At 44.0% G+C, this 24,341-nt stretch carries 24 protein-coding genes; 13 read left to right on the top strand and 11 right to left on the bottom strand.

Annotated features, from left to right (window positions below):
• The first annotated feature begins 140 nt into the window (after positions 1-140).
• Complete coding sequence (locus BLS69_RS01275) at positions 141-857, top strand: expansin ExlX (RefSeq protein WP_091028013.1); 717 nt, start codon at positions 141-143, stop codon at positions 855-857.
• A gap of 110 nt (positions 858-967) precedes the next feature.
• On the top strand, positions 968-1,915 hold the full coding sequence (locus BLS69_RS01280) for an alpha/beta hydrolase (protein ID WP_091028015.1): 948 nt from the start codon (positions 968-970) through the stop codon (positions 1,913-1,915).
• Between the two features lie 72 nt (positions 1,916-1,987).
• On the opposite strand, the gene BLS69_RS01285 is transcribed toward BLS69_RS01280, so the two are convergent.
• Positions 1,988-2,866, bottom strand: coding sequence for a PhzF family phenazine biosynthesis protein (locus BLS69_RS01285; protein WP_091028016.1), 879 nt, complete (start codon positions 2,864-2,866; stop codon positions 1,988-1,990).
• A gap of 194 nt (positions 2,867-3,060) precedes the next feature.
• On the opposite strand from BLS69_RS01285, the gene BLS69_RS01290 reads away from it, so the two are divergent.
• Complete coding sequence (locus BLS69_RS01290) at positions 3,061-3,987, top strand: NADP-dependent oxidoreductase (RefSeq protein ID WP_091034773.1); 927 nt, start codon at positions 3,061-3,063, stop codon at positions 3,985-3,987.
• On the opposite strand, the gene BLS69_RS01295 is transcribed toward BLS69_RS01290, so the two are convergent.
• Positions 3,971-4,606: a type 1 glutamine amidotransferase family protein gene (locus BLS69_RS01295; RefSeq protein WP_091028018.1), complete on the bottom strand. Its 636-nt coding sequence runs from the start codon at positions 4,604-4,606 to the stop codon at positions 3,971-3,973. The two genes, BLS69_RS01290 and BLS69_RS01295, sit on opposite strands and share 17 nt — an antisense overlap.
• Before the next feature lie 187 nt (positions 4,607-4,793).
• On the opposite strand from BLS69_RS01295, the gene BLS69_RS01300 reads away from it, so the two are divergent.
• A complete protein-coding gene (locus BLS69_RS01300) occupies positions 4,794-5,531 on the top strand; it encodes a cyclase family protein (RefSeq protein WP_091028019.1) in 738 nt (245 codons plus the stop codon).
• 218 nt (positions 5,532-5,749) lie between these two features.
• Here BLS69_RS01300 and BLS69_RS01305 read toward each other — a convergent pair whose 3' ends face one another.
• Positions 5,750-6,070 carry a winged helix-turn-helix transcriptional regulator gene (locus tag BLS69_RS01305; protein WP_091028020.1) on the bottom strand — a complete coding sequence of 107 codons (321 nt, stop codon included), beginning with the start codon at positions 6,068-6,070 and terminating at the stop codon, positions 5,750-5,752.
• Between the two features lie 191 nt (positions 6,071-6,261).
• Here BLS69_RS01305 and BLS69_RS01310 point away from each other — a divergent pair, with 191 nt between their 5' ends.
• The 4 genes from BLS69_RS01310 to BLS69_RS32890 all read left to right on the top strand — a co-directional run bounded on the left by BLS69_RS01310 (position 6,262) and on the right by BLS69_RS32890 (position 9,606).
• A complete protein-coding gene (locus BLS69_RS01310) occupies positions 6,262-7,695 on the top strand; it encodes a DHA2 family efflux MFS transporter permease subunit (protein ID WP_094030641.1) in 1,434 nt (477 codons plus the stop codon).
• 256 nt (positions 7,696-7,951) lie between these two features.
• A complete protein-coding gene (locus tag BLS69_RS01315; protein WP_091028023.1) occupies positions 7,952-8,626 on the top strand; it encodes a nitroreductase in 675 nt (224 codons plus the stop codon).
• A gap of 105 nt (positions 8,627-8,731) precedes the next feature.
• Positions 8,732-9,163 carry a ComEC/Rec2 family competence protein gene (locus BLS69_RS01320; RefSeq protein ID WP_091028025.1) on the top strand — a complete coding sequence of 144 codons (432 nt, stop codon included), beginning with the start codon at positions 8,732-8,734 and terminating at the stop codon, positions 9,161-9,163.
• A gap of 317 nt (positions 9,164-9,480) precedes the next feature.
• Entirely contained in the window at positions 9,481-9,606 is a 126-nt protein-coding gene (locus BLS69_RS32890; RefSeq protein ID WP_339310297.1) for an NUDIX hydrolase, read from the top strand.
• A gap of 457 nt (positions 9,607-10,063) precedes the next feature.
• On the opposite strand, the gene BLS69_RS01330 is transcribed toward BLS69_RS32890, so the two are convergent.
• A complete protein-coding gene (locus BLS69_RS01330) occupies positions 10,064-10,516 on the bottom strand; it encodes an AAA family ATPase (protein WP_218133561.1) in 453 nt (150 codons plus the stop codon).
• A gap of 278 nt (positions 10,517-10,794) precedes the next feature.
• On the bottom strand, positions 10,795-10,995 hold the full coding sequence (locus tag BLS69_RS01335) for a hypothetical protein (protein WP_091034774.1): 201 nt from the start codon (positions 10,993-10,995) through the stop codon (positions 10,795-10,797).
• A 216-nt stretch (positions 10,996-11,211) separates the two neighbouring features.
• On the opposite strand from BLS69_RS01335, the gene BLS69_RS01340 reads away from it, so the two are divergent.
• From BLS69_RS01340 to BLS69_RS01350, 3 genes are all read left to right on the top strand, one after another.
• On the top strand, positions 11,212-11,667 hold the full coding sequence (locus BLS69_RS01340; protein WP_091028032.1) for a hypothetical protein: 456 nt from the start codon (positions 11,212-11,214) through the stop codon (positions 11,665-11,667).
• A gap of 549 nt (positions 11,668-12,216) precedes the next feature.
• Positions 12,217-13,224: an ROK family protein gene (locus tag BLS69_RS01345; protein WP_091028035.1), complete on the top strand. Its 1,008-nt coding sequence runs from the start codon at positions 12,217-12,219 to the stop codon at positions 13,222-13,224.
• Positions 13,225-13,283: 59 nt separating this feature from the next.
• Complete coding sequence (locus BLS69_RS01350) at positions 13,284-13,928, top strand: sugar O-acetyltransferase (protein ID WP_256332200.1); 645 nt, start codon at positions 13,284-13,286, stop codon at positions 13,926-13,928.
• Positions 13,929-13,988: 60 nt separating this feature from the next.
• Here the strand turns inward: BLS69_RS01350 and BLS69_RS01355 are convergent, their stop codons facing one another.
• The 3 genes from BLS69_RS01355 to BLS69_RS01365 all read right to left on the bottom strand — a co-directional run bounded on the left by BLS69_RS01355 (position 13,989) and on the right by BLS69_RS01365 (position 18,875).
• Positions 13,989-15,809, bottom strand: coding sequence for an ABC transporter substrate-binding protein (locus tag BLS69_RS01355; protein ID WP_091028040.1), 1,821 nt, complete (start codon positions 15,807-15,809; stop codon positions 13,989-13,991).
• 75 nt (positions 15,810-15,884) lie between these two features.
• A complete protein-coding gene (locus BLS69_RS01360; RefSeq protein ID WP_091028042.1) occupies positions 15,885-17,396 on the bottom strand; it encodes an ABC transporter permease in 1,512 nt (503 codons plus the stop codon).
• Positions 17,397-17,432: 36 nt separating this feature from the next.
• Entirely contained in the window at positions 17,433-18,875 is a 1,443-nt protein-coding gene (locus BLS69_RS01365) for an ABC transporter permease (protein WP_256332201.1), read from the bottom strand.
• A 150-nt stretch (positions 18,876-19,025) separates the two neighbouring features.
• Between BLS69_RS01365 and BLS69_RS01370 the strand changes: the two genes are divergently transcribed.
• Positions 19,026-20,777: an ABC transporter ATP-binding protein gene (locus BLS69_RS01370; protein ID WP_091034776.1), complete on the top strand. Its 1,752-nt coding sequence runs from the start codon at positions 19,026-19,028 to the stop codon at positions 20,775-20,777.
• Positions 20,778-20,888: 111 nt separating this feature from the next.
• Here BLS69_RS01370 and BLS69_RS01375 read toward each other — a convergent pair whose 3' ends face one another.
• The 3 genes from BLS69_RS01375 to BLS69_RS01385 all read right to left on the bottom strand — a co-directional run bounded on the left by BLS69_RS01375 (position 20,889) and on the right by BLS69_RS01385 (position 23,676).
• A complete protein-coding gene (locus BLS69_RS01375; protein WP_091028047.1) occupies positions 20,889-21,668 on the bottom strand; it encodes a hypothetical protein in 780 nt (259 codons plus the stop codon).
• A gap of 114 nt (positions 21,669-21,782) precedes the next feature.
• Complete coding sequence (locus BLS69_RS01380; protein WP_091028050.1) at positions 21,783-22,544, bottom strand: LuxR C-terminal-related transcriptional regulator; 762 nt, start codon at positions 22,542-22,544, stop codon at positions 21,783-21,785.
• A 67-nt stretch (positions 22,545-22,611) separates the two neighbouring features.
• Positions 22,612-23,676: a suppressor of fused domain protein gene (locus BLS69_RS01385; protein ID WP_091028053.1), complete on the bottom strand. Its 1,065-nt coding sequence runs from the start codon at positions 23,674-23,676 to the stop codon at positions 22,612-22,614.
• Positions 23,677-23,823: 147 nt separating this feature from the next.
• Between BLS69_RS01385 and BLS69_RS01390 the strand changes: the two genes are divergently transcribed.
• On the top strand, positions 23,824-24,117 hold the full coding sequence (locus BLS69_RS01390) for an antitoxin Xre/MbcA/ParS toxin-binding domain-containing protein (protein ID WP_091028056.1): 294 nt from the start codon (positions 23,824-23,826) through the stop codon (positions 24,115-24,117).
• Positions 24,118-24,341 lie beyond the last annotated feature (224 nt).

The raw sequence follows: 24,341 nt of genomic DNA on the forward strand, positions 1-24,341 counted from the left end.
TTCAAGTCCACGGGCAGGACTATAGATGTGATTTGGTAGATAGGGATTGAAAATAAACAGTTATTATGTAAAATAATGTTATATTCAAATCTAGCAGTTGAATAGATATTTTACACGAGAACGTAGAGGAGGGATAGCTCATGAACAAGAAAAGTAGATTTCAACGATTAAAATGGGTCGGTACAGGGATGTTGCTCAGTCTCGTATTATTTGCTCTACCTGCATCTGCTGCATGGAATGATACATATCAGGGTTACGCGACGTATACGGGCTCAGGTTACTCGGGAGGTGCGGTGTTGCTTGATCCCATCCCGGCGGACATGAAGATTACTGCACTTAATCCGTTCCAACTCAATTATAACGGTGTCAAAGCCGCTTTAGCGGGAGCCTATCTCGAGGTGCAGGGTCCTAAAGGCAAAACAACCGTCTATGTAACAGACCTCTATCCAGAGGGCGCCAGCGGAGCGCTGGATCTCTCACCGAATGCCTTTAATCTGATCGGTGACCCAAAAGCAGGCAAAATCAATATCAGCTGGAAAGTGGTCAAAGCTCCAATTCAAGGCAACGTCTCCTATCGGATCAAGGAAGGCAGCAGTCAGTGGTGGGCAGCCATTCAGGTTCGTAATCACAAATATCCGGTGCTGAAGTTCGAAGTGAAACAGAAGGATGGTACGTGGCTCAATCTTGAAAAGCAAGACTATAATCATTTCCTCGGAACCGGACTGGGCAAAGAAAAACTAAACGTTCGTATTACCGATATTCGCGGTCAGGTATTAAATGACACGATCCCGGCTCTGCCTAATGATGGGTCAGGCGGTGCATATATCGTACCGGGCAATGTACAGTTTCCCGATTGACAGATATACGGAAGGTGTTATAAAAAGAAGTATGGTCATAGACGTATTCTTAACGAAAAGTCGTACACTGTACGGCTTTTTTTGTATACGAAAAGAGGAGAATGTACCGTATGAAAAAAAGTTTGCCTTCATATCAGACAACACATCCCTATTGGAAACAGTATCAGGCCTTTTTCCCGGAAGAAGTGAGGTTAGGAAAGCATACAGCTCCTGAGGAAGAATGGTGGGAGTCAAATGGGGTTCATCTGCATATCGATCGCTTGCCTGCGCCGGAGTCTTCAATCAAAATTTTGTTCATTCATGGTGCGGGGGGCAATGGCAGGTTGCTCGCTCCGTATGCCCGCATGTTGCAGCGACATGGATACGAGGTGGTATCGCCAGATCTTCCGCCGTATGGGTTAAGTTACGCAATGTCTGGTACACGTATTAACTACGAACTTTGGATAGAGCTACTTGTGTCACTCATCGAACGGGAACACAAAAAAGATGGCAAGCCAATCGTTGTATTGGGAAGTAGCATCGGAGGGATGCTTGCCTATCACACCAGTGCACGCAGCAAGCGCGTTAAGGGTCTGATCGCAACTACATTTGTAGATACGAGTAACCCGGAAATGCGTGATCAGCTTGCGCCGAATCGTCTGGTGAGTCGGGCGGGAAAACGGATGATGGATCTGTTCCCTGGTCTGCTGGATCATGTACGTATTTCGGTCAAACAGGTATCCCGAATGCAACTGATTACTAATAACAAGGACTTAACCCGGCTTATTATGGATGATCCACAAGCGGCAGCTACACGTATTCCGTTGGAATTATTAAGAACATTCCTTAATAAAAAACCGGAGGTAAGCCCGGAACAGTTCAACCAGTGTCCGGTCCTGTTGGTTCACCCTGAACTGGACCCCATGACACCGATCAGGTTCAGCCAATCTTTTTTTGATCGTCTGGTGGTGGACAAGGAATGTGTGATCTTGGAAGGGGCAGGCCATTTTCCTATAGAGCAGCCAGGACTGAACCAGATGGAGGTAGCGGTACTACGATTTTTACAACAAATTCAATGATGACCACAGGCCAGGCTACTACTGCTTCGCATAAGATAGTTTACATATCCTAAGTACGGAAAACACCTCCCATTAAGGGAGGTGTATTTTAATGTTTTTGATATGAACTGCGCTACCTCCAACCTGAATCTGTGTGATTTCATTGGAATTGTCCAAAGTTAATCTGGCTCGGATCTCAGAGGGGCGGTTCATGGTATACCCTTGTCTGATCGTGTACGTGTGATGATGAGGATCTGTGAGTTGGTTGTACTTGTATAAATAACAGAGCATTGCACCATTGGATGTGCCTGTTGCGCTCTCTTCCGGTATATCATAAAGCGGTGCAAAATTACGGCATTCTGCCAGAACGTCCATAACATCTGATTCGAGTGTAAACACGTGATAACCTATGGCATGATGAGCCTTGCTTATTTCAGTGATACGCTGGAAGTAAGGATCGATTTTGGTCAGAACATCAACATCTTTAACGCCTATCATGATATCGGGTAGCCCGGTAGACACAATCTGTACAGGTAGCTCGGAATGCAAATCCTCCATAGAAATACGTAACGAGTCGGCAATCTGCTGTCGATCCACGATCTCCCCAAACTCCGGCAACGTCTGAGACAGATAGACTTCTCCATTGACTGCGATATCAACTTTAAGAATTCCGGCCAGTGTCTCCAGTGTATATGTACCAACATTAACGAGCTGCTGTGTCTTCATTAGATAAAATAAAGCAATTGTGGCATGTCCACATAGATCGACTTCATCACTTGGGGTGAAATAACGCACTTTGAAATCAGCCTGATCCGAGGGCATAACAAATGCAGTCTCTGAAAAACCGACTTGTCTGGCAATCTCCTGCATCTGGGTCTCAGACAAATGCACAGCTTTTAAAACAACACCTGCAGGGTTTCCGCCATGAGCCTTGTCCGAAAATGCATGTAATGTACTTACTTCTACTTCCATCGTGTTACCTCGCTTGTTCAGTTATTGGATTAAGATTTAACGTAATCGATAATCGATATTATATCATGATTATTGAACTGGCTTGTGAATCCCAAATTGTTGTGAATTTGAATGAATAGGTCAAGTGATTGCTGGGAAAGGGTAATGATGGAGGAGAGCATAACGATAATCCAATGGAAAGGCTGGGATCTCTAATGAAAGCAATTGTGATTGAGGAATTTGGTGGAGCGGAACAATTGAAAGAAAAGGAAGTAGCCAAGCCAACATGTGGAGTGAATCAGGTGTTAATCCGAACGCATGCCACGTCGGTGAATCCGGTAGACTTCAAAATCAGACAAGGTGATATGAAAGAAGCAGCGGAGAATTTTCCGTTGATTCTGGGCGGCGATGTTGCCGGTATTGTGGCTGAAGCAGGCTCAAATGTCACGCGGTTCAGAGAAGGTGATCGGGTATTTGCGCGTCCGCGTCAATTCGGAACTTATGCAGAATATGTTGCTGTTGATGCAGACATTATTGCCCGTATACCGGAGAACTTGAGCTTTGAGGAAGCGGCAGCGATCCCCTTGGCTGCGATGACCGCCTGGCAAGCACTTGTGGATCACGGACGTTTAGGCAAAGGGCAGAAGGTACTCATTCATGCTGGTGCAGGTGGTGTGGGAACGTATGCCATTCAGATTGCCAAGTCCCTAGGTGCTGAAGTGGCTTCCACGGCAAGTGAATCAAACGAAGCATTGCTTCGCTCGTTGGGTGTGGATCATTTTATCAACTATAAAAAAGAAGATTTCTCGGAGATTCTCTCCGGTTATGATGTTGTGCTAGACACCATGGGCGGTGATATTCAGCGTAACAGCTTCAAGGTGTTAAAGTCTGGCGGGCATCTGGTATCCTTGGTGGAACAACCGGATGAGAAGCTTGCCAAGGAAGCCGGAGTAACGGCCAACGTCTTCATGATGGAGCCCAAAGGGGATCAACTGGATCAGCTGGCTGAACTGGCTGCGGAAGGCAAGCTCAAATCGATTATTGATGGAACGTACCCGCTAACTCAACAGGGAGTACGGGAAGCACATGAGAAGAGTGAAACCCATCATTCCCGCGGGAAACTGGTTATTCAGGTGCAATAGAATTCATTAACTGGTAGAAGTATGTGGACTCATGAGTCTGATACAGATTGAACCAGGCCTGTAATGTTTCTGGTGTATAGACATTCAACAGCTTTAACACATGCATCGTAAATTCTAACGGAGCTATTCCAGATGCAGTAACTACATTTCCATCGGTTACTGCTGGCTCCGTTTCATAATATGTTTCTCCAGTATAATCTGGGCATATGATCTTCAGGTATTCTAAATCATTGCTTGTATGGTGTCTGGAATCCAGTATCCCTATTTTTGCAAGTGCAACTGTGGCACCACAAATCGCCGCAATAACCGTACCCTCTTCTATAGAGGCAGCAACTTTTTTTAATAGAGGATCATGGATGGTGTCCATCCAGGTGTTTCCTCCTGGAAGAATAATGACGTCATCACCTTTCAATGTACATTCATCAATAGAAATATGGGGAAGGATGTTCAATCCGCCCATGGTAGTTACCGGATGTTTATCTACACCTACTGTTACGACCTGCAAAGGCGTGATCTCTTTCCTGAAATACCTTCCCGAGTTAAGTTCAGCAGTTAAATAACCTACCTCCCAGTCTGACATCGTATCAAATACATATAGATATACGTTCCTCGTTTGCATCATACACTCTCCTTTTGTTATTTATGATTGATTGGATTACTCTCGTATTATAAAAAAACTTCACTGACAACTATGGTCAGTGAAGTTTATAAATTTGATATTTAACAGATAGGGACTGCTCCCCAATTGTGGTGGAATAAGATATAATAGGAGAAATTTATTCCATTCTGTGCATGAGGTGATTAGGATGTCCAACGAACTCATTCAAGCCATTCAGTTGTTAAAAGAAAAGAAGTGGGTGGATCTGACCCATACATTTGGACCGGACTCCCCACATTTTTCAGCTTTTGAAGCAGCACATTTCGATACGTTGTTTGATCACAATCAAGGTTTCTTTGCCCAGAGCTTCAAGTTCCCGGGTCAGTACGGGACGCATCTCGATGCGCCGATCCATTTCGTACGTGATACCCGGTATCTCGATGAGTTGGGTTTGAAGGAGCTTGTGCTACCGCTTGTGGTCATTGACCAGTCCGCTGAAGTGCAGAATAATCCGGATTTTACACTGGATGTGGAGCATATTCTTGAATTCGAAAGAGAGCATGGCGTGATTGAAGCGGGAAGTTTTGTAGCCTTACGTACCGATTGGAGCAAACGCTGGCCTAACCATGAAGCATTTGATAACAAGGATGCGGAGGGCAACAGTCATGCACCCGGATGGTCGGTTAGTGCGCTCATGTTTTTATTTGAGGAGAGAAAAGTACAAGCCATTGGGCATGAAACCTTTGACACGGATTCAGCGGTGGATTATCAGAAGAATGGAGCACTTCTGGCAGAATATTATGTACTTGCTCAGGATACATACCAGGTCGAGCTGTTAACAAACCTGGATCAGGTGCCGGCTAAAGGCGCTGTTATTTTCAACATTGTACCCAAAGCGGAGAAAGCTTCTGGTTTTCCAGTCCGGTCTTTTGCCATTTTGCCGTAAAACTAGCTAGATCAAAAGCTATAAGATAAATCAGGCACAGAACTCAGAATGATACTTAAGTAGACAGCCGGCTAAATAGTCGGCTGTTTTTCAGTTAAGCTAACGGGCAGGTTAGTTGAACAAGAGTGAATAAAAAATCTGCTAAAATTGATAAATGAGTGGGATTAGGTTATTTGTTAAAAAATCTTTAATCTTTTTTTATATAAAGTTATCGATTCTTATTCTAAATTGTAATCTCCCCACTTGCACATAGTTTGAAGGATTGGTAAAAATCCCTTACCAAGAGGGGTTAAACAATATTCGACTCTTGGTGGAACCTCTTTATAAATTTCACGATGTAGGAGTCCGTCACTTTCTAACTCTCTGAGCTGCTTCGTTAGCATCGATTGCGTAATATCCGGAAAAACACGATTTATCTCCCCAAACCTTCTAGTTTCCTCAGCAATATACCATAAGATCGATAATTTCCACTTCCCTGCAACTATTTTTTGTACTTTATTTAGTCCACAATCAGACGAATACTTGTTGTTGTGATACATATTTTCCCCTCCAAAATAAATATACAGGCTCTTAGAAGCGTGTAATAACTCATTAGTATTGTTTTTTATAGTATGTTCTAAAAATGATCGTACTTGTTTAAAGTAAGATACTTTAATAAGATTACGGAGCGAAACAATATGGTAATTATACTTTATATATGATGGAGGAATAAAGGTTGAAATCTTTGGAGATGAAAAAATACAATACGAGTGCGATTATGGCAGCTTTGCTTATATGTGGTTTTTTCGGCTATCTAAGCGAAACTGCCATCAATATTGCAATGACTAATTTGATGGAAGTATTCCAAATCTCGGCTGCGACGGTACAGTGGTTAACAACGGGCTACATGTTGACGATAGGCATTTTAACGCCAATAAGCGCAATGTTGTTGCAGATGTTTTCTACGAGAAAGCTCTTCACAGTTTCGCTCATCAGTTTAATCGTGGGTACATTAATCGCGGCGTTGGCGTTAAATTTTGAAATGTTGATGTTCAGTCGAATTTTACAGGCAGTAGGCATGAGCACCTTGATCCCACTATTGTTCAATACAATTCTCGTCATCTATCCGCAGAATAAACGGGGAGCGGCGATGGGGTTAGTCGGGCTTGTTACCATGTTCGCCCCAGCGTTCGGACCGACCTTTGGGGGGCTGGTAGTTGGATATTTAACATGGCAGTATATTTTCTGGTTCTCACTTCCATTTTTAGTCGTAGGATTGTTGATGGGGTTGAAGTATTTGGAGAACGTTACTGATGTCAAAAAGCAGCGGATTGATTTACTGTCTGTGTTGTTGTCAACGATTGGATTCGGCGGAGTTGTTTTTGGCTTTAGTCAGGTAGGCGAAGGATCTGAAGGCTGGGGGAATCCGGTTGTGATCACTTCAATCATTGTCGGCCTCATTGCACTGGTGCTGTTCGTGTTGCGTCAGAACGTTATGAGTAGTCCGATGATGAATCTGAGCGTGTTCAAGTATCCCATGTACGTTGTTGGGCTGATTCTGGTAGCGTTATGCCCGATGATTTTTATGACGACCCTGATTATCCTGCCGATGTTTTTGCAGACGGGCGCCGGATTGTCTCCGTTCACTGCGGGACTCATGCTTTTGCCGGGTAGTGCGCTTTTCGGTCTCCTCTCCCCGCGCATAGGGCACTTATTCGATAAACATGGGCCAAAATGGCTCGTTATCCCCGGATTCGTGATCGTTTCAGTCATGTTATGGTTCTTCACTACGCTATCTCCTGCTTCTTCAATCGCCTTTATGGTGGCTGTGCATATAGGGCTCTCTATTGGGACAGCCTTGATCTTAATGCCTGCTCAAACGCACGCGCTAAATCAATTGCCGCCAGACTTGTACCCGCACGGTACGGCAGTCATAAACACATTGCCACAGGTTACGGGAGCGATTGGAATTGCTGTAGCTGTCAGTATCCTTATGGACGGTATGGATAAATACCTGCACGGCTTCTCGGCTCTTGCCAAACAGGTCGAGATGGCAAACGCGATGTCGGCAGGAGCATACAACGTATTCGTGTACATGATTATCCTGGCCCTAATTGGCTTGGTCACAGCGTTCTTCATTCGCCGCGGCGTAGTCAACCGTAAAGAGGTGCATTCGCACCATTAATGTTTTGTCAGCGAATCTTATCGGTGCCTATGAAGAACGTTCACACAAAATGGTAGGGAACTTTATTTATCCATAAGTACAAAAAAGTGTACTAAGGCAATTTAAATTGCCCTCTTCCAAAAGATGAGCAATGATTTTATTCTAAAAGATGAATGTAACAAAAACAATCAATACAATTCAATCATATCCAAATAAGCATGGATTTATCAAAAGCATTATGTGAAGAAACATCGAAAAACAAGAGGAGGTTACACTAATGACTACTAAATCTTTTCAAGAAGTTGTACGCTCTCGACAATCTGTGCGTCAATTTCTCTCTACACCCGTTAAGGAAGAAGTGATTCGTGAGGTTCTCGAAGATGCTCAATATACACCGTCTAATTGCAATACGCAGCCTTGGAATGTTCATATTGTTTCAGGTGATAAGAAGGATGAATTGAGTGAAGCTTTGTTACGCGCGAATGAGGAAGGGAATCATACACCAGATTTTACATTTGATATGAACGCCTTTTACGGCCGATATGGCGAACGCAAAAATACGCATGGAAAAGCTTATTATGAATCACAAGGAATAGCACGAGAAGATTACAAAGGTCGCAAGCAGGCAGCTGCACAAAATTATAATTTTTTTAATGCACCCCATGTTGCTTTCTTATTTATGCCTTCATTTGGAGATAATGTGCGTGTCGCATCTGATATTGGAATGTATGGTCAGTCATTTCTACTAGCGCTTGAGGCACGTGGGATAGGCGGTATTCCCCAGACAGCATTAGGCTTTTCTGCTGATACTGTCCGTGAAGTTCTTGGAGTATCGGGCGAACTAAAATTATTATTTGGAATATCATTTGGTTACCCAGACAAAGAAGCACCAGTAAATGGTTTGCGGATGGGTCGTGACTCAATCGAGGACAGTGTGACATTCCATCGATAAACAAAATCTATAAATTGGTTATATAATCAACAATCCCTTCTTCAAACTTAATTGGAGGACTACAGGCTGTGCTGGAACAGATTTCGGTTAAACGTTTCATGTTTAATGTTTAATGGCACAACCAGTGGTAAAGAAAACTTTGATAAATTACTGGACACAGCCATGGAACGGAACATTCCTCTATACGCCATTCAGCAGGGCATGTCCTATAAGGCTGATAAGGAGACGAGTTTACATTTTATAGCTCCAGATCTGGCACACATGGAAGTAGAAGCTTCAGGCAGTTTGCCTGTGTCTGAACACCAGAATCATGATTCCGTTGTCTTTTTGCTGGAAATGGCCGGGGCTTCCTTGTTGTTCACCAGGGATATGGATGCTGCGGCCGAACAGGACCTGCTCTATATGATTCAAGATGGCTCATTGGCGGCCCAGTTTGAACAGAAAGGTGCAGATCTTGGAGTTAATGAGGGGGGTGCACAAAGGGTACTTATACATCCGTTGCAGATTAATTCAAATGATGCATCAGCTGTGACTTAAACCATAAGAAGATAAATTTTCACCTATATGTGTGCCGGAAATTGCTTTAATTTCCGTTGTTTTTTGCTTTTCGGAACACAAACAGAAGCATAAGTTTGTCAGGAGTCGAAATTGGAAACATAAAGTTGCCGTGGGCCCCCAAATAGATTGATATTCGAGTATATAGCGAGCTAATCTATAGGGGTTCTTTTGCGTTAAGCTAACAGGCAAGTTAGTTCAATCATGTCGACAGTATCTTTTAGAAATTCACAAAGGCAGTAAAGTATGAGAAGTATGTGGAATAAATATACAACTTTATCTTATTTGGAGGTTGTAAAATGGTGTTCCCGACACATATTGTATCTGCAGGTGGAATTGTAGAAGATGGAACTGGAAATATCCTTTTTGTAAAAGCCCATGACGATGGTTGGGTGTATCCTGGTGGGATAACTGAAGTAGGATAAAACCTGATTGATGGTGTCATCCGTGAAATCAAAGAGGAAAGTGGAATAGATGCCACGGTTAGTTAATTGATTAGTGTTATTTCGAATACAGCAATCCATAAGTGGTATGACGGTGTGACTGATGTCCCTACGAAGGTCATGTTTGATTTCGTGTGTAAAGCTGTGAGTCGAGAGTTAGCTACTTCTAATGAAACGAGCGAATGCAGGCGGGTTCCAAAGGAAATTGTTCTGAATTTGATTACTTCACCTGGAATCCGCATGCGATATGAAGCTTATTTGAACTTTAACGGCTCTGTGAATTATATGGAGTATGTCACTGCGTCAACGACAGAATTTAATGTCAAGCTTCAAAGAAGTGTTTAGTTGTACGAGGGATCGTGTATTGAACTAACGGGCAGTTTAGTTTAACCAGGTACTTAGATTGAACTGGGCGCTTTTGTACAGTGTGAAGAAGTGATCAGCTAATTGAGTTGGCAATGAGCTCAAGCTCGGTTACAACTTCATCAAGCGGCTTCCTGGTATCGATCTCAACAGTAGCTCCAGCACGTAAGAGAGGCTCAACACTAGCGACGTATTGTATAATTTCTTCACGTTGTTCAACCGTTTTTCCATATTCGTTCGTCTTACGGGAAGTTATACGTTCAAGGATTACTTCGAGGGGGGCGCTTAACAACACTACCGCATCAAACCTCGGGTAAAACTTCCCCTGATTTGATACACAACCCGAAATGAATAAAGCACCTTCGCTATGTTCAGTGAGCAGCTCATCAATTCGATTCTCGTGCCATAACCACCCAGAATCATCCACATTCTCACTCCAACCATCATAATCGGTGTCGATAACTCTATGCCCCCTATGAGCAAGTTCGCCCAGAACCGTTGATTTACCTGTACCCGACATTCCTGTCACCAGAATTATCGCCTTCTTTTTTGATATTGAGCCTGAAGTATTTGTCATATTTTCACTCCCTTTATAAGAAATTCCCTTGGACTAGATTAACACATAAAGGCAATAAACTGGCAACAGGTAAGTAAACTTATCAGGAACCAAGTCTAGCTAGGATTTGATTTATTAGAAGCATAAATGTGTGCTTTGGCAAACTTATGGATTAACTCACAACTAACTAATCTAAATAATTCACTTTTGTAAATAGCAAGGGAGGCGTATTCCGCCTCCTTTTTATGTTGTTACTTTTGATCCGAGTGAGGATCTTGATTAAATCTTTGAGAGATTTTTTTCTCTGTTTTCTTACGCCGTATCCAGCGCTTGAGTAAACCTTCTTCTTTGCGTTCTTGCAGTGTTTCCTTCAAACCTTGAATCATAAATTCCGATCTTCGTCTGTCATCCCGACTAATCTCGCGTAATTCCTTAATAAATTTGTCGTCCATATCTGCCTCTCGCTTATTCAGGATAATTCCATTATACCGAACGTACGTTCTTTTATCAAGTTTTTCCATTACGAATGATTTTCGAGACCAATATAGTGAAAAGAAGCACAGGAACAATGCACGGCATGTGTGAGAATGGTACTAGAGGGTTTGATAATAATCCGCCTATGAATGACTGTATGAGGTTGAGAAACGAGAGGATGGAAGGAGCAATTCATGATGAAGCAGAGTGAAGGCAGATCGTGGTTACTCATTTTGATGCATGGAATTCTGGGGCTTGGGGCGATTGTTGGAGGCGTCATTTTAATCATGGACCCATCCGGAAGTATGGTGAATTTGCCCGAATCTTTGTTGAAGAATTCTCCATTTGCCAGTTTTTTGTTCCCGGGGATCATCCTATTGCTGGTCCTTGGCGTGATGCCTATAATGATTGCTATCTCGCTTTTCCGCTACGTTCATTGTGGGCTGGGTGAGAGACTGAATCTCTATTCTGACCGCTACTGGGCCTGGACTTTTTCCTTGTACACGGGTTTTGCTCTCATCATCTGGATTATGGTGCAGGTGTACTGGATTCAGGATGTCTCTATTATTCACTTGGTCTATTTTGCATGGGGAGTTAGTATTCAAGTTGTGACCTTATTGCCTGCTGTACAGCGAATCTATTCTAAATAAATTGCTTGTATATTGAACAAACGGCTGCCGAAAGATTCGTTAAATGATTCTTTTGGCAGCTATTTTTTATGGGCATCGAGATGATACGTGTTGTTGTAGTCATGTTGTCCACATGTTCCTTGGACTGAAAAGGGCTCGGATAAATCTAAATCATATTGACAAAGAACTATTATCCTCGCATACTTACGTAATATACTTTATAAAGTGTATTTATTAACAGGAGAAATAAGCACATATGAAGAATATCGCAAAATCATAAATCCGCATGAAACAGGGAGGTAAGTATGGATGGTATACGTTATTATGGCAGTTATAATATGGGCAGGTACCTATGCCAGTATGGCCTTGTCAAAACAACCGATTGAAGTGAAGCCTGTGAAGTCAATGGATGATTTGTTTGAGTGAACAAAGTAGCTCTGCCGATTTCGATCCAGTGCCAGCACGATGGAACTCATGTGTTCGATTAAGGCATTATGTTATGATATGGGGTGAAATGACATCCATACCATTGCTTTGGCTCAATTGAACCAGAGTAGAAACGAGAGGGTTATGAAAAAAGCCAACGCTACAATGATGAAATACATCAATATGAATAATGTGCGTGAAGTCATGCAGCAGATTGAGACGGCGACCAAACCGCAATTAGCTTCACTAACCAATCTTAGTGTTGTTACCATTAATGCGCTGATTCAGGAATTATGTGATGGCGGAGAGTTGTTCCAGGATAAAGTGGTTCCCTCTAACGGTGGTCGTCCTGCTCAGGCTTATCGATATAATTATAACTTCAAGCTTGCTTTGGTTCTTTACATCAAAGAGATGAAAGGCCAGGAGTTGATTTCGGCAACGGTCATGAATCTGGAGAATAAGGTTGTGCTGAAGGAAGAGAGCATCTTGCCTGCTTTTGATAAACAACATGTGCTGCAACTTATCGCGCGTTTCGTTGCGGAGTACCCTTCCATTGATATGATCGGCATCGGTATTCCGGGGCAAGCCGTGGATGGGGATATCACGGTGAGCAGTCATGAAGAGCTTATCCATTCACATCTGATACGGGAGATCGAGAGCGAGTTCCAACTGAACGTTCTCGTGGAGAATGATGTTAATGCAGCGATTAGCGGATACTGTACATTGCATGCGGATATGAAGGAACAGAGTGTAGCAGGAATTTATTTTCCGAACCGATACCCACCGGGTATGGGCATGATGTTGAATGGACAGATGATCCGCGGGAAAAACGGGATGTTTGGTGAGATCAAGTATCTTCCATATTCACCTGATTGGAAACGCGACATGAGCAAAGATGATTTTGTAGTGCAGGTATGTCATATTCTGCAAACGATTAATGCCGTCGTTGCCCCGCACCAGATTGTCATTTATCAGGAACGTGTGGAGAGAGAAGAGCTGGATTTGGCGTGGCAAAAGTACGGGGAGGATCATCCCATGCCGTCGTTGCCGGAGATTGTACATCAGGACTCGTTCCAACATGATTTTGATGCTGGGTTACGAGGAATGGTGCTTCAGGCGTTGAAGTCAGGCATTCTATCAGAAGCGTTATAACCCCACAGGCCATGTCTGTGGCTTTTATTTTATAAGCTAACTCTTGTAGAGGAGGATTCATGATGCGTGAAGAAGAGAGAATCATGCAGGGCATGTTGTTTAGTCCAAGTGATCCGGAATTAAAGACCATCAAAAGGCGGGCCCATAATCTCAGTCAGCGTTACAGTCAGACCTTTGAAGAACAGACTGAGGAAAGGAATCAGATATTGCAACAGCTACTGGGGCAGATCGGTGAAGGTGGATTTATGCAAGGCCCCATCTTCTTTCATTATGGTGTGCATACCCGGATAGGCGATCACTTCTTCGGTAATTACAATCTGACGATACAAGACGATGCGCAAGTGACAATCGGGGACTATACCAGTTTTGGACCCAATGTTACGATTGTTACCCCCATTCACCCCATGATTGCCAGCGAGCGGAGACATATGGTGGACCAGAACGGTGATGTGAAGTCGCTATGTTATGCCAAACCGGTCACGATTGGTAACGATGTATGGATCTCGGCAAACGTCACAGTGTGCGGGGGCGTAACGATTGGAGACGGCTGTGTGATCGGAGCAGGTAGCGTGGTGACTCGTGATATTCCACCGCATTCTTTTGCAGCAGGCGTACCGTGCAAAGTTATTCGCAAAATTACGGAAGCGGACAGCATGCGGAATTACCCCGATGTTCTGGCAGATTGCCGTGTGCTGGAAGAATAAAAAAGGCTGCCATCAGGATCAAATAGATGATCCTGGTGACAACCTTTTTTTGTAATACGTTTACTTTGAAGCGTTATAGTTGCTCAAGAATTCTTTTACTTTTGCAGGATCAGCTTTCAATTCATTCCCAGTCTGAACGAGCGGGCTTACTGTAGAGTATGCTTTGAGTTTGTTGTTCTTGTAGAAACTCAAAATCTCATCTTGATTAATGGAGTACAGCACAGCTTTTCTCAGGTCACTGCTCTTGGCAACTTCACGATTGGCCGTGTTGAACAACAGATAGGAGACAGCGTTACTTGGAAGACTTTGCAATTTCAGCTTGCTGTCATTTTCGATGATATCATACTTGGTTTCAGGTACACCGTAGTATAAGTGAATTTCACTGCTGCGAAGAGCAGAGAGGGCGCTGTCTGCATCCGCGATGAACCGGACATTGACCTGAGCAATTTTTGGTGCATATTCAGTGCCTTTGCGGTATCCCGGATTTTTTAAGAATACACCTTCATAGTCATTTTTATAAGACAAAATATAAGGTCCACTAGTATAAAGGGTGTTATTGTATGCTGCGCCTTCAGTCACCGTGTTCTGATCACCGTAAGGAATATCTTTGTTGACGTCAAAGGAAGCTACATCATATGTGTTGATGCTCTCCACCTGTTTTTTGGACACGATACCCGCAGATTGGTGAGCCAGGTAGTTCAGTACTTGCGGGAAAGGTTCAGTTGTTGTCAGTTTAACGACCTGATATTTACCTGCACTATTATCTGCTTTGGTTTTGTCAGTCACAAGTTCGGTAATTTTGCTGCCCAATCCTTGTTCCAATGCTTCGAGGATTGTGCCGTTACCGCTGGATTGTTTAATGGATTGTAATGCACTCAGATCCGTTACAACCTCAGCTTCTTTGATGTGTTCATGCAGACTGTACGTCCGGTGATCCGGAACGGAATCTTTATTTTTAGCACGATCCAGGGAGAAGATCACATCATCTGCACCGACACGTTCTCCTGTATCTACAGCTTTTTTGTTATCAATCTTCGCAAAGTTGATATCGTCTCTGAGAATGAAGTAGTAGTCCGAATTACCTTCAGCAATACTGAAATTATGGGACAGTGATCCTTCTGCTGTCAGCTGATCGTCATCTGTCAAGTTAACGAGACGTACATACATATTGGTGTTCAACTGGTTGATGGAGCCGTCGTTTCCTTTGATGGGATCAAGGGAAGTCAGTACGGATGCACTTTGCGTCAGAATCAACGGGTCTGTGGCATTTTTGGAGCTGTCCTTGAACTCAATCGGTTCCCAAGCCATGGCTCGGGATTTGGAGAGACGAACGGTGTCGACATTCAGAATGTCTTTGTTCACAGCCTGACTTTTCAGGGAAATGTACAAAGGTGCGATATACGCCTGATCCGTTACCAAGCGATCTTCCAATTGTTTGTACGTGTCTTTGTACTCATCTGGAGTTTGAGTAGCTGCCTGATCGATGAGTTTATCGAGTTCCGCATCTGCAAGGATACTGTAATCTCCACCTGTTTTGAAAAGGGAACGTACCGCATAATCGGGATTTCCCGTTACCGTTGTCCAGCTGGACAAGGCAATGTCATAATTCCCTGCATCTTGCTGGGATTTGAAGCTGCCGTAATCCGGCTGCAGGTTCAGCTTCACATTGAAGCCGTTTTTGGTCAGTTGGTCGCGGACAATGTTTACATCATTTTCAGAAGAACTCATGGCGAGCAGTTCAATGTCAGCCGGTTTTTGTGCAGTTTCTGTTGTATCCGCTGGTGCGGTCTCCGCCTGGGATTCGGTTTTTGTTTTTACACTGCAGCCGGAAATCACAATGACGAGAATTAATAGCAATGAGATCAGTGTACGTTTTTTCATGGGATTACCCTCCATATCTTGAATGTGTGATGTGTGAATTCTTTTTTTTCTATATCATTCATTTCAACAAATCATTTAGGCCTTTTCCAGCTTGGGATCAAGCGCATCACGCAGACCATCACCGAGGAAGTTAAACGAAAGGACCAGCAGAATAATAGCCAAGCCTGGATAAATCGCCAGATAAGAGTGGGTCTCCAGGTATGTACTGCCGAGCTTCAGAATGTTACCCCATTCCGGAATATGCGGCTCCACGCCGAGTCCCAGATAACTCAAGCTGCTGGTAGCGATAACAGCTCCACCAATCGTGAGTGTGGACTTGATAATCATGGGCGCAAGGGAGTTGGGAATAATGTGTTTGAAAATAATCGTACGATTGTTGTACCCCAGTGCACGTGCAGCTTCCACAAATTCAAAAGTGGATACATAGAGCACACTGGCTCTCATCGTACGGGCGTAAGTTGGAATTGAACCCAGACTCAGCGCCAGAATGAGATTGACCGTATTGGCTCCAAACGCCGCAATAATGGCAATGGCGAGCAGAATTCCCGGAATGGCATAGAGAATATCCAGCAGCCGCATGATGATGTTATCCGTATGCCTTCCGTAGAAGCCGGAGAATGCTCCGAGGACTCCGCCGATCAATACAGGAATGATGGTCGACATGCAACCTACGATTAAGGAGATCCGGGCACCAAATACAATCCGGGAAAATAAACATCGTCCGAAGTCGTCCGTTCCCAAGGGATACGCAAGGGAAGGCGGTTGAAGCAGAGCCGAGTAGTTATTTTCCACAGCCATGCTGTAGTCAAAGGTAAAAAAGCTGCAGATCGATATCGAGAACAGAAAAATGATAAAAAACAAACCGGACATGGCAGTCATATTCGGAGCAAGGCGCTCCCACAGATCGTTCCAGAAGTTTGATTTTTGTTTCCCCTGTCTGCGAATGCGTCCAATGATGGAAATGCCGAGCAATAGTGCAAATACATTACCAGTGATCGAGGTCAGAATCAGTATTACACTGACACCGATCATCCAGCGAGGGAGGATAGAGGTCGCGTTATATCGGGATACGATAATCAGTACGACCAGGTCGATGATCAGAATAAATATGAGCACCGCCATGGCTGGCAGAAAGTTATCAGCCACATAGGGTTTGAAAACATTTAACGCAGATACACCGATGACGAACAGCTGAGTTAACAGCATATACACCGCAAAGGTATACTCCACATTCCTCGCTTTTCGAATCAGGTGAAAGGCTGCCGTTACGATAAATATATTGCCTGAAATGATGGCAAGTAGCTGAACCCAAGCTAACCTGCGAGTTAGAACAGAGACCGTACCGGTACGGATCAAGTCTTTTCGAATCCGAAGGGTGATGACACTTTGGACCAGTGTGAAGAATACATAGATCCCAAGTATCGTTAGCAGAAATGGTTTGAACGTCTGTCCGCTCCAGTCATAACTGTTGAACAGCAACAAGGCAGTCAAGAGAAGGGACGTGATCCAGGCGAAGCTTGCCTGACTGTATTCTCGAGAAGACTTAAGTCGGAAACGCATTTCTTGTGTTAAGGAAGAGTTTGTCATAATACACCTGCTTTAAGAGGTAGTTCAACACACACTTTAATATTGTTTCATCTTGGAGCGCACTCTTGGATCAATAAAAGCGTACAGCAGATCAACCGCTACATTGATAATGGAGATTGTAATGGCTGTGTAGATTACTCCGCCCATGATACTCGGAATATCGGGGATAAATTGTTTATCCACAATGTAGCTGCCGAGACCGCTGATATTAAACACTTTCTCCGTCACTGCTGCCCCGCCCAGCATGGCTCCGAATTGAAGTCCAACCACCGTTACAATTGGAATCAATGCATTACGTACAGCGTGTTTCAGCATGACCTGACGTTCGCTTAACCCCTTGGCGCGGGCAGTCATGACATAATCCTCATGAATGACTTCCAGTGTAGAAGACCGGGTCATCCGTGCCACCGCAGCCGTAAGTCCCGTGCCCAGCACAATGGTTGGCATAATGATCGACAGCCAGTTCTGCGGGTTGAAGGTGGCGGGAAGCCACTGCAGTTTGATCGAAAAGTTCAGAATGAAAATAAGTCCTTGCCAGAAATTCGGGATCGATAATCCAATCAGAGCGATAAACATAAATGTATAATCGAACCATGAATTAGGCTTAATCGCTGAGATAATACCGATGGGTAATGCAATGACAAGTGCTAACAGCAGGGAGATGACCGCGAGGGTCAATGTAATCGGAAACTTCCTTGCAATCGTTGCTGTTACGTCTTCATTTCCTGCAAAAGACTTGCCAAGGTCGAAGAGAGCAACTCCCTTAATATTGTTCCAGAGCTGTGTAAGATAAGGCTGATCCAAGCCATACACCTGATTGAATGCTGCAATCTGTTCCTGCGTTGCTGTCTCTCCGAGAATGTTGGCTGCCGGGTTGAACGGAGACAGATACAAAATCGTAAATACGAGTGTTGCTACGCCCAGAATGACAAATACCGTCATCAGTATTCTTTCAAATATGTACTTTAGATAAGGATTTCCATACAAAAACAGGATGCCATACATCAGACAGCCGGGAATAATCGATATCGCGAAAAACCATGGTTTGTTAATCAGTGAGTGGAACGTATCAGCCATTGTAAGACGTTGATTTCCTTGTTCCTGAAGTATGCGGGATGTCCGCTCCTTCAACTCTGCCTGAACACTTTCTTCCAACCATTCCTCGGTCTGACGCTTGAATTCTCCCTCACTGACCTGCTGCTGGAAAAAACGATGTTTGCGACGCAGTTGTTCTTCCACTTCCAACTTCAGCTTGTTCCGGTAGGAAGAAGCGAGCAGTTCTTGCTCAGCTGCCTGCCTGGCAGCTACCCAGCCGTCATTTTTTCGATTCGAACGCCATATTAGAAACACGACCAGATTGATCGGTAATCCAAGAATGAACAGAACATATCGGTAGGAAGGATGAAGCAGCATTTTGCCATAAATAAAACTTAAATTGTGCACCAACCGCGAGAGTCTGCTGCCTTCTGCAAGATTCAAACCAAGCGTGCCTCCTTTCATTCAGGTTTAAATTGCATTATTCCGATTGATATAGTATATATTATTTATGGTCTAAACAATTGTCAAGGAATTAAATGGTATACATATGAGATGAGTGAATGTGAAAAATGGATGAGAGCTGGTGATGGCATGGAACCTTTACTGAAAGTTAATGATCTATCTGTCTCGTTTCACTCTGGAGAGAGTGAGTTTCAGGCAGTGCGAGAAGTGAGTTTTGAAGTACGAAAAGGCGAGACATTGGGCATTGTAGGAGAATCGGGCAGCGGAAAAAGTGTAACCGCACGTTCCATTATGAGGCTGCTTGCATCGCCGCCTTCGCAGATGAAAAATGGAGAGATTCTTTTTAAAGGGGTCGACTTGGCCAATAAAACGCAGAAAGAGATGGAAAGCATCCGTGGGCGTGATATTGGCATGATCTTTCAAGACCCGATGAGTTCTCTTAATCCGACCATTAAAGTGGGGAAACAGATCTCCGAGAGTCTCATCAAACACCAGAAGGTGTCCAAAAAGGAAGCCAAGAAACAGGCGATTGCCATGATGGAGCGGGTGGGGATAACTCGCAGCGAAATACGCTACAACCAGTATCCGCACGAATTCTCCGGAGGCATGCGCCAGCGGGTCATGATTGGTATTGCACTTGCTTGTCGTCCTGAATTGCTCATTGCCGATGAGCCGACAACCGCACTGGATGTTACAATTCAAGCTCAGATTCTGAATTTGATGAAAGATATGCAGGACCAACTGGGTACATCGATTATTCTGATCACGCATGATCTGGCCGTAGTGGCAGGCATGTGTGATCGGGTTGTTGTTATGAAAGAAGGACAGATTGTGGAAACCGGGACTACGACAGAGATTTTTGCTAATCCCAAACATCCGTATACGATTAGACTTCTGAATGCATTACCACGTCTGGATCAGAAGAAAAAGCCGAAACCGGCATCATTGGTTCCGAGAGATCTGGAGGATGATCAGCCGTTGCTTGAGGTGAAATCACTCAGACAACATTTTAATCTGGGGAAAGGCAATACCTTAAAGGCTGTGAATGATATCAGTTTCCATATTCGTCAAGGAGAGACACTCGGCGTTGTAGGGGAATCCGGCAGCGGAAAATCAACCACGGGGCGTGCGATTCTGCGGTTGCATGAGCCAACAGGTGGAGATGTACTGTTTAAAGGAGTCCCGCTCAATCGTCTGTCAGCTTCAGAGATGAAAACGATGCGCAGACATATGCAGATTATTTTCCAAGACCCCTATGCATCTCTGAATCCCAAAATGAGGATTATGGATATCATTGGAGAAGCGCTTGATATTCATCAACTTGCAGGTACAGCATCTCAGCGGGAGAAGCGGGTGGAGGAACTACTGGAGATGGTGGGTCTTGATCCTACCCATGCGCAGCGTTATCCACATGAATTCTCGGGTGGACAGAGACAGCGGATCGGTATTGCACGAGCTCTGGCTGTGGAACCTGAATTCATCGTATGTGATGAGCCGTTGTCTGCACTGGATGTGTCGATACAGGCTCAGATCGTACAATTGCTTGAAGAGTTACAGCAGCGACTCGGATTGACGTATCTCTTCATCGCGCATGACTTGTCCATGGTTAAACATATCAGTGATCGAGTGGCTGTCATGTATAATGGGAAAATTGTGGAGCTGGCTGAGAGTGAAGAACTCTACTCCAACCCGCAACATGCTTACACCAAGGCATTGCTGTCTGCTATTCCTGTGCCTGACCCAGCGGTAGAAGCGAAGAAAAAGAGACATGTTGTCAAAGAAACAACAAGAGAAAATGTTGAAGTAGAGGACCGTTATAATCTGGAACATTCCAAGTGGGTAGAAGTCACGGATGGACATTGGGTCGCAATATCTAGTTAGTTAGTGCAAGATATAGTCTTTTTCAAATACAAAAGAACCCCGACGATGATCTCCACAGATCGTTATCGGGGTTGAGTTATATCTTCGTATAATGGCAGTAATCAAAAGCGATTATTTGAATTGAACCGATTTTTTGATGGTATCAATCTCGGCTTTGGTCTTATCATCCATGTAAGTGAAGATGAAGTTGAAAGCATATCCTTCAATAATTGTACTATAGTAATCTTGAGTAACGGTTGAACCGTCACCTGGATCCATCGTGATTTGCATCAGATCCATCTCTTTACCACCGATGGTTTCCGTTGTCATTTCTTTATAATCGTAAGGGAACTGGCTATCCACCATGAATTTTTTGGTTGCTTCCAGGTAGTCTTTACCTGTACGAATGCCTTGCAACAAGCTTACTTTCTCAGCAATGGCCATAGCGGATGGGCCAACTTGACCTCCGTCCAATGGGTACTTTGAAGCCATAAGCAGATTCAATGTTTTGGTCTGGGACAGCTCAATTTGTTTTTTCTTCGTTTCATCATCACCAGCAATCGCTTCGGATGAAGCACTTGTCAGCTCATTCATGCCTGCAGCATCCTGGAACTCCCATGCTTCCGGGAATTTCAGAGATACGCCGAAATAGTCATTGGTGTAAGAACCTTTTTCCGTAGTCCCCAGCTCAACGTCTTGGGAATTATCAGTTTCCTTGGACTCTTCGCTTGCTGGTTCTGTGTTCTCTGTTTCTTCTGTATTCGCTGGTTCAGAATCAGTACCCGTCGTTGTTTCTGTCGGGGTAGGCTCTTCTGTTGCGGCTGTGTTATCTGCTTTGTCACCGCAAGCGGCGGCAACCAGCATAATCATAATGAGCATGGCGAATAAAGAAACTTTTTTTGGAATTGTCATATTACCCTCCTGAAATGTGTGTGTGTTTGTTTTTCTCTCTCTACATGTTACCTGTTTCCTAAATTGTAGCACAAACGTTCTCATATACTACCTATAGGAATCTATAGGGGTCTTCTATACATAAGACATTCGGCTGGCAATTGAAACAGCTTCTGTGCTGGATTGCACACCTAATTTGTTAAAAATCACTTTTTTGTGATGATTCACGGTGCATTCCTTGATCTTTAATTTCAAAGCAATGGCTTTTACCGTGAGGCCTCCGGCTATCATCTCCAGGATGGTTAACTGACGCTCGGTGAACTCCACTGCCGGTTTGTCGCACAGTTCAGCAGTCTGTTGACTCTGATAACAGTTCTGCATATATGCAGGAATCAACTTGGCAATAGCAATCAGTTCACCCTGCATATCCGCGTTAATGGTGGACACATCCAGATAACCAAAATGTTGTGATCCCATGGACAGAGGTGCGGCGTAACAATGCCAGCTTTGAAAATAAGGACTTTCGTGCTGCTCGGGCAGCAGCAGTACAGGTTTATTGTTATCCATCGTTTCTGATATGGCGTTAACTCCACAGCTCTTTGCAGTGAAGAACATGCCCGGACGAATGGGGGAATGTTCTACTACAGCTTCAAGATCTGAACTGTAATCCATGGTGAGTAACACACCGTCCGTATCTGTGAGTAGAAAAAGATAAGTGCCCGTTAAATTCTCTTGGATAACCGAGATACTGTTCTGGAATGCATGAATCAGGAAATGATTGTTTTTACGAAGCCTGTCCAGACTGGATTTTGGTAAATAGTCGAACGGAGCCGTTCCTGCTGCATGCGAACAAGTCGGGGACTCTTCGTGTCTTGTAGAAAATCTAATGGCAGGCATGTTGTTCCTCCTTGCTGCACAGTCGTTAGATAGAAAGGTAGTTCTTATATCGAACTTGAGAATGTTCTCATCCAATCGTTTGAATGACGTGTCCTTCCTGGTCCTTGATTTCTGTTCTAACAATCTGAATGATAATATGATCCAATGAAGTTATCTCGAATGTTCCTTCAACCGGGCGAAGGTTCTTTGTCAGCTCCTCAACAATTTGTTTGTTCACCGTCAGGGTAACTTGTCTGTCCGATTCCAATACGGCTGGTTGTTCTCCTGCTTCAAACAGAATATTAGTATCAGGTCCGATCAAGGATAGAGAGGCACCTTTCGAAATTCGGCTACGAAGGATGGTGCCAACTAATACGGCTTGTTTGGCTCCAAGCTGAAGTTTGGCCTGAACCGATTTTTGCAGCAATTTTTTGCGAGGAGACTCCCAAGCCAGTTGTTGTATGAATAAAAACGCTGTGCTGGACCCGTCCTGTTCCATTCCATCCTCAACCGCTTGTATAACCGAAGGAATATCTGCGTACGAATTTCTCATCAGATCCGTCACATATTTGGGCATGAACATGGAGGAGGCAGACAGGAATCCACGAGCATTCCAGCTTTGAATCATTTCCAGTTCCCGACCTGTAATACCTACCATCTGAATAAATTGCACTGAACCATTAGGCGTAGAGATTGCGGGTAGATCCGGGTCTTCTATAAAGGAGAGCGCAGTCAGCAAAGTATCGGACTCCAGGCAGATGGGGCCATTAGCGTCCATGTAATCTCCTGGCTGAAAGATATTTCCACTGTTGAAGACGTATCGTCCTACATTCTGTAACAGATTCAGCGCCCAGGCTGGCGGTTCAGTTTCTTCTTCAGTGCGTGTAAGACGAAATGTGAGTTCGAATCCATACCCGCTTTTGGATGCATCCTGCATCTCTTTTTCATATAATTCAGAGAAACCATAGGTGACAAAATGCCAGTGAGGCATAGGTGTGTTCACTTCATAAACGCTAATGCCATCGAGTGGATCAGGACCACCGAGCATATACGGAAGGGCAGTGCCGTAGTGTTTTGGCTCTTGTTCCCCATACAATTCACGCATGGATTGATCAATCGCATCCCAACCAGCTGTGTTATCTTCATGAGTCATTATTGAATCCTCCTAGACTGTTCTTTCCCCCGAAAAACATTTAAAATTAAGTCTACCTGTTACAGAAGTGGTTTCAAGCGGCTTAAGGATGAATTGTGTTAAATAGGACCACAGGGTTACAAATGGCGATATGGGGAGTGAAATTACATGAGTATGAAAGGTATTTATTCAAGCGAGTTTGATCAGGCAAGCTGGGACTCATTTTCCGAACTGTTTGAAGAACTTGGACAAAAGTTGGACCCCGCGTGGGTAGAACGTGCGCGATTACAAGGAATTCCGGCGGATATAAGTCGGGTGCTTTTGTGTGAAATGGGGGAGTACGCTTTTGAATGGATGGCGAAAGATATCCCGGCTTTAGGGGACCAAAGTCCCGCTGTTTACCTGGAAACGGAGGAAGGAGCGCAGGCATTAAGGGCAGCGATTATGCGTATGCCGCGTTGATTTTTTCGATGTTGAGAGTGTGCGAACGATCATATGATCCAGTGAAGTTGATTTTGCAAAATAGATATGTTACGCTTACATTACAAGAGCAAACACAACAGAATATGCAATAACATCTTTTGATGGATTGTAACTGTGAAGACAGGCAAAACCTAAACTGATGGTGAAATGAAGGCTCCTTTTTTTGGTGCTATTTTACCTTGAGTTTAGGTTTTTCTTGTTTT

Source organism: Paenibacillus sp. CF095 (assembly GCF_900101225.1).
Lineage (GTDB): Bacteria > Bacillota > Bacilli > Paenibacillales > Paenibacillaceae > Paenibacillus.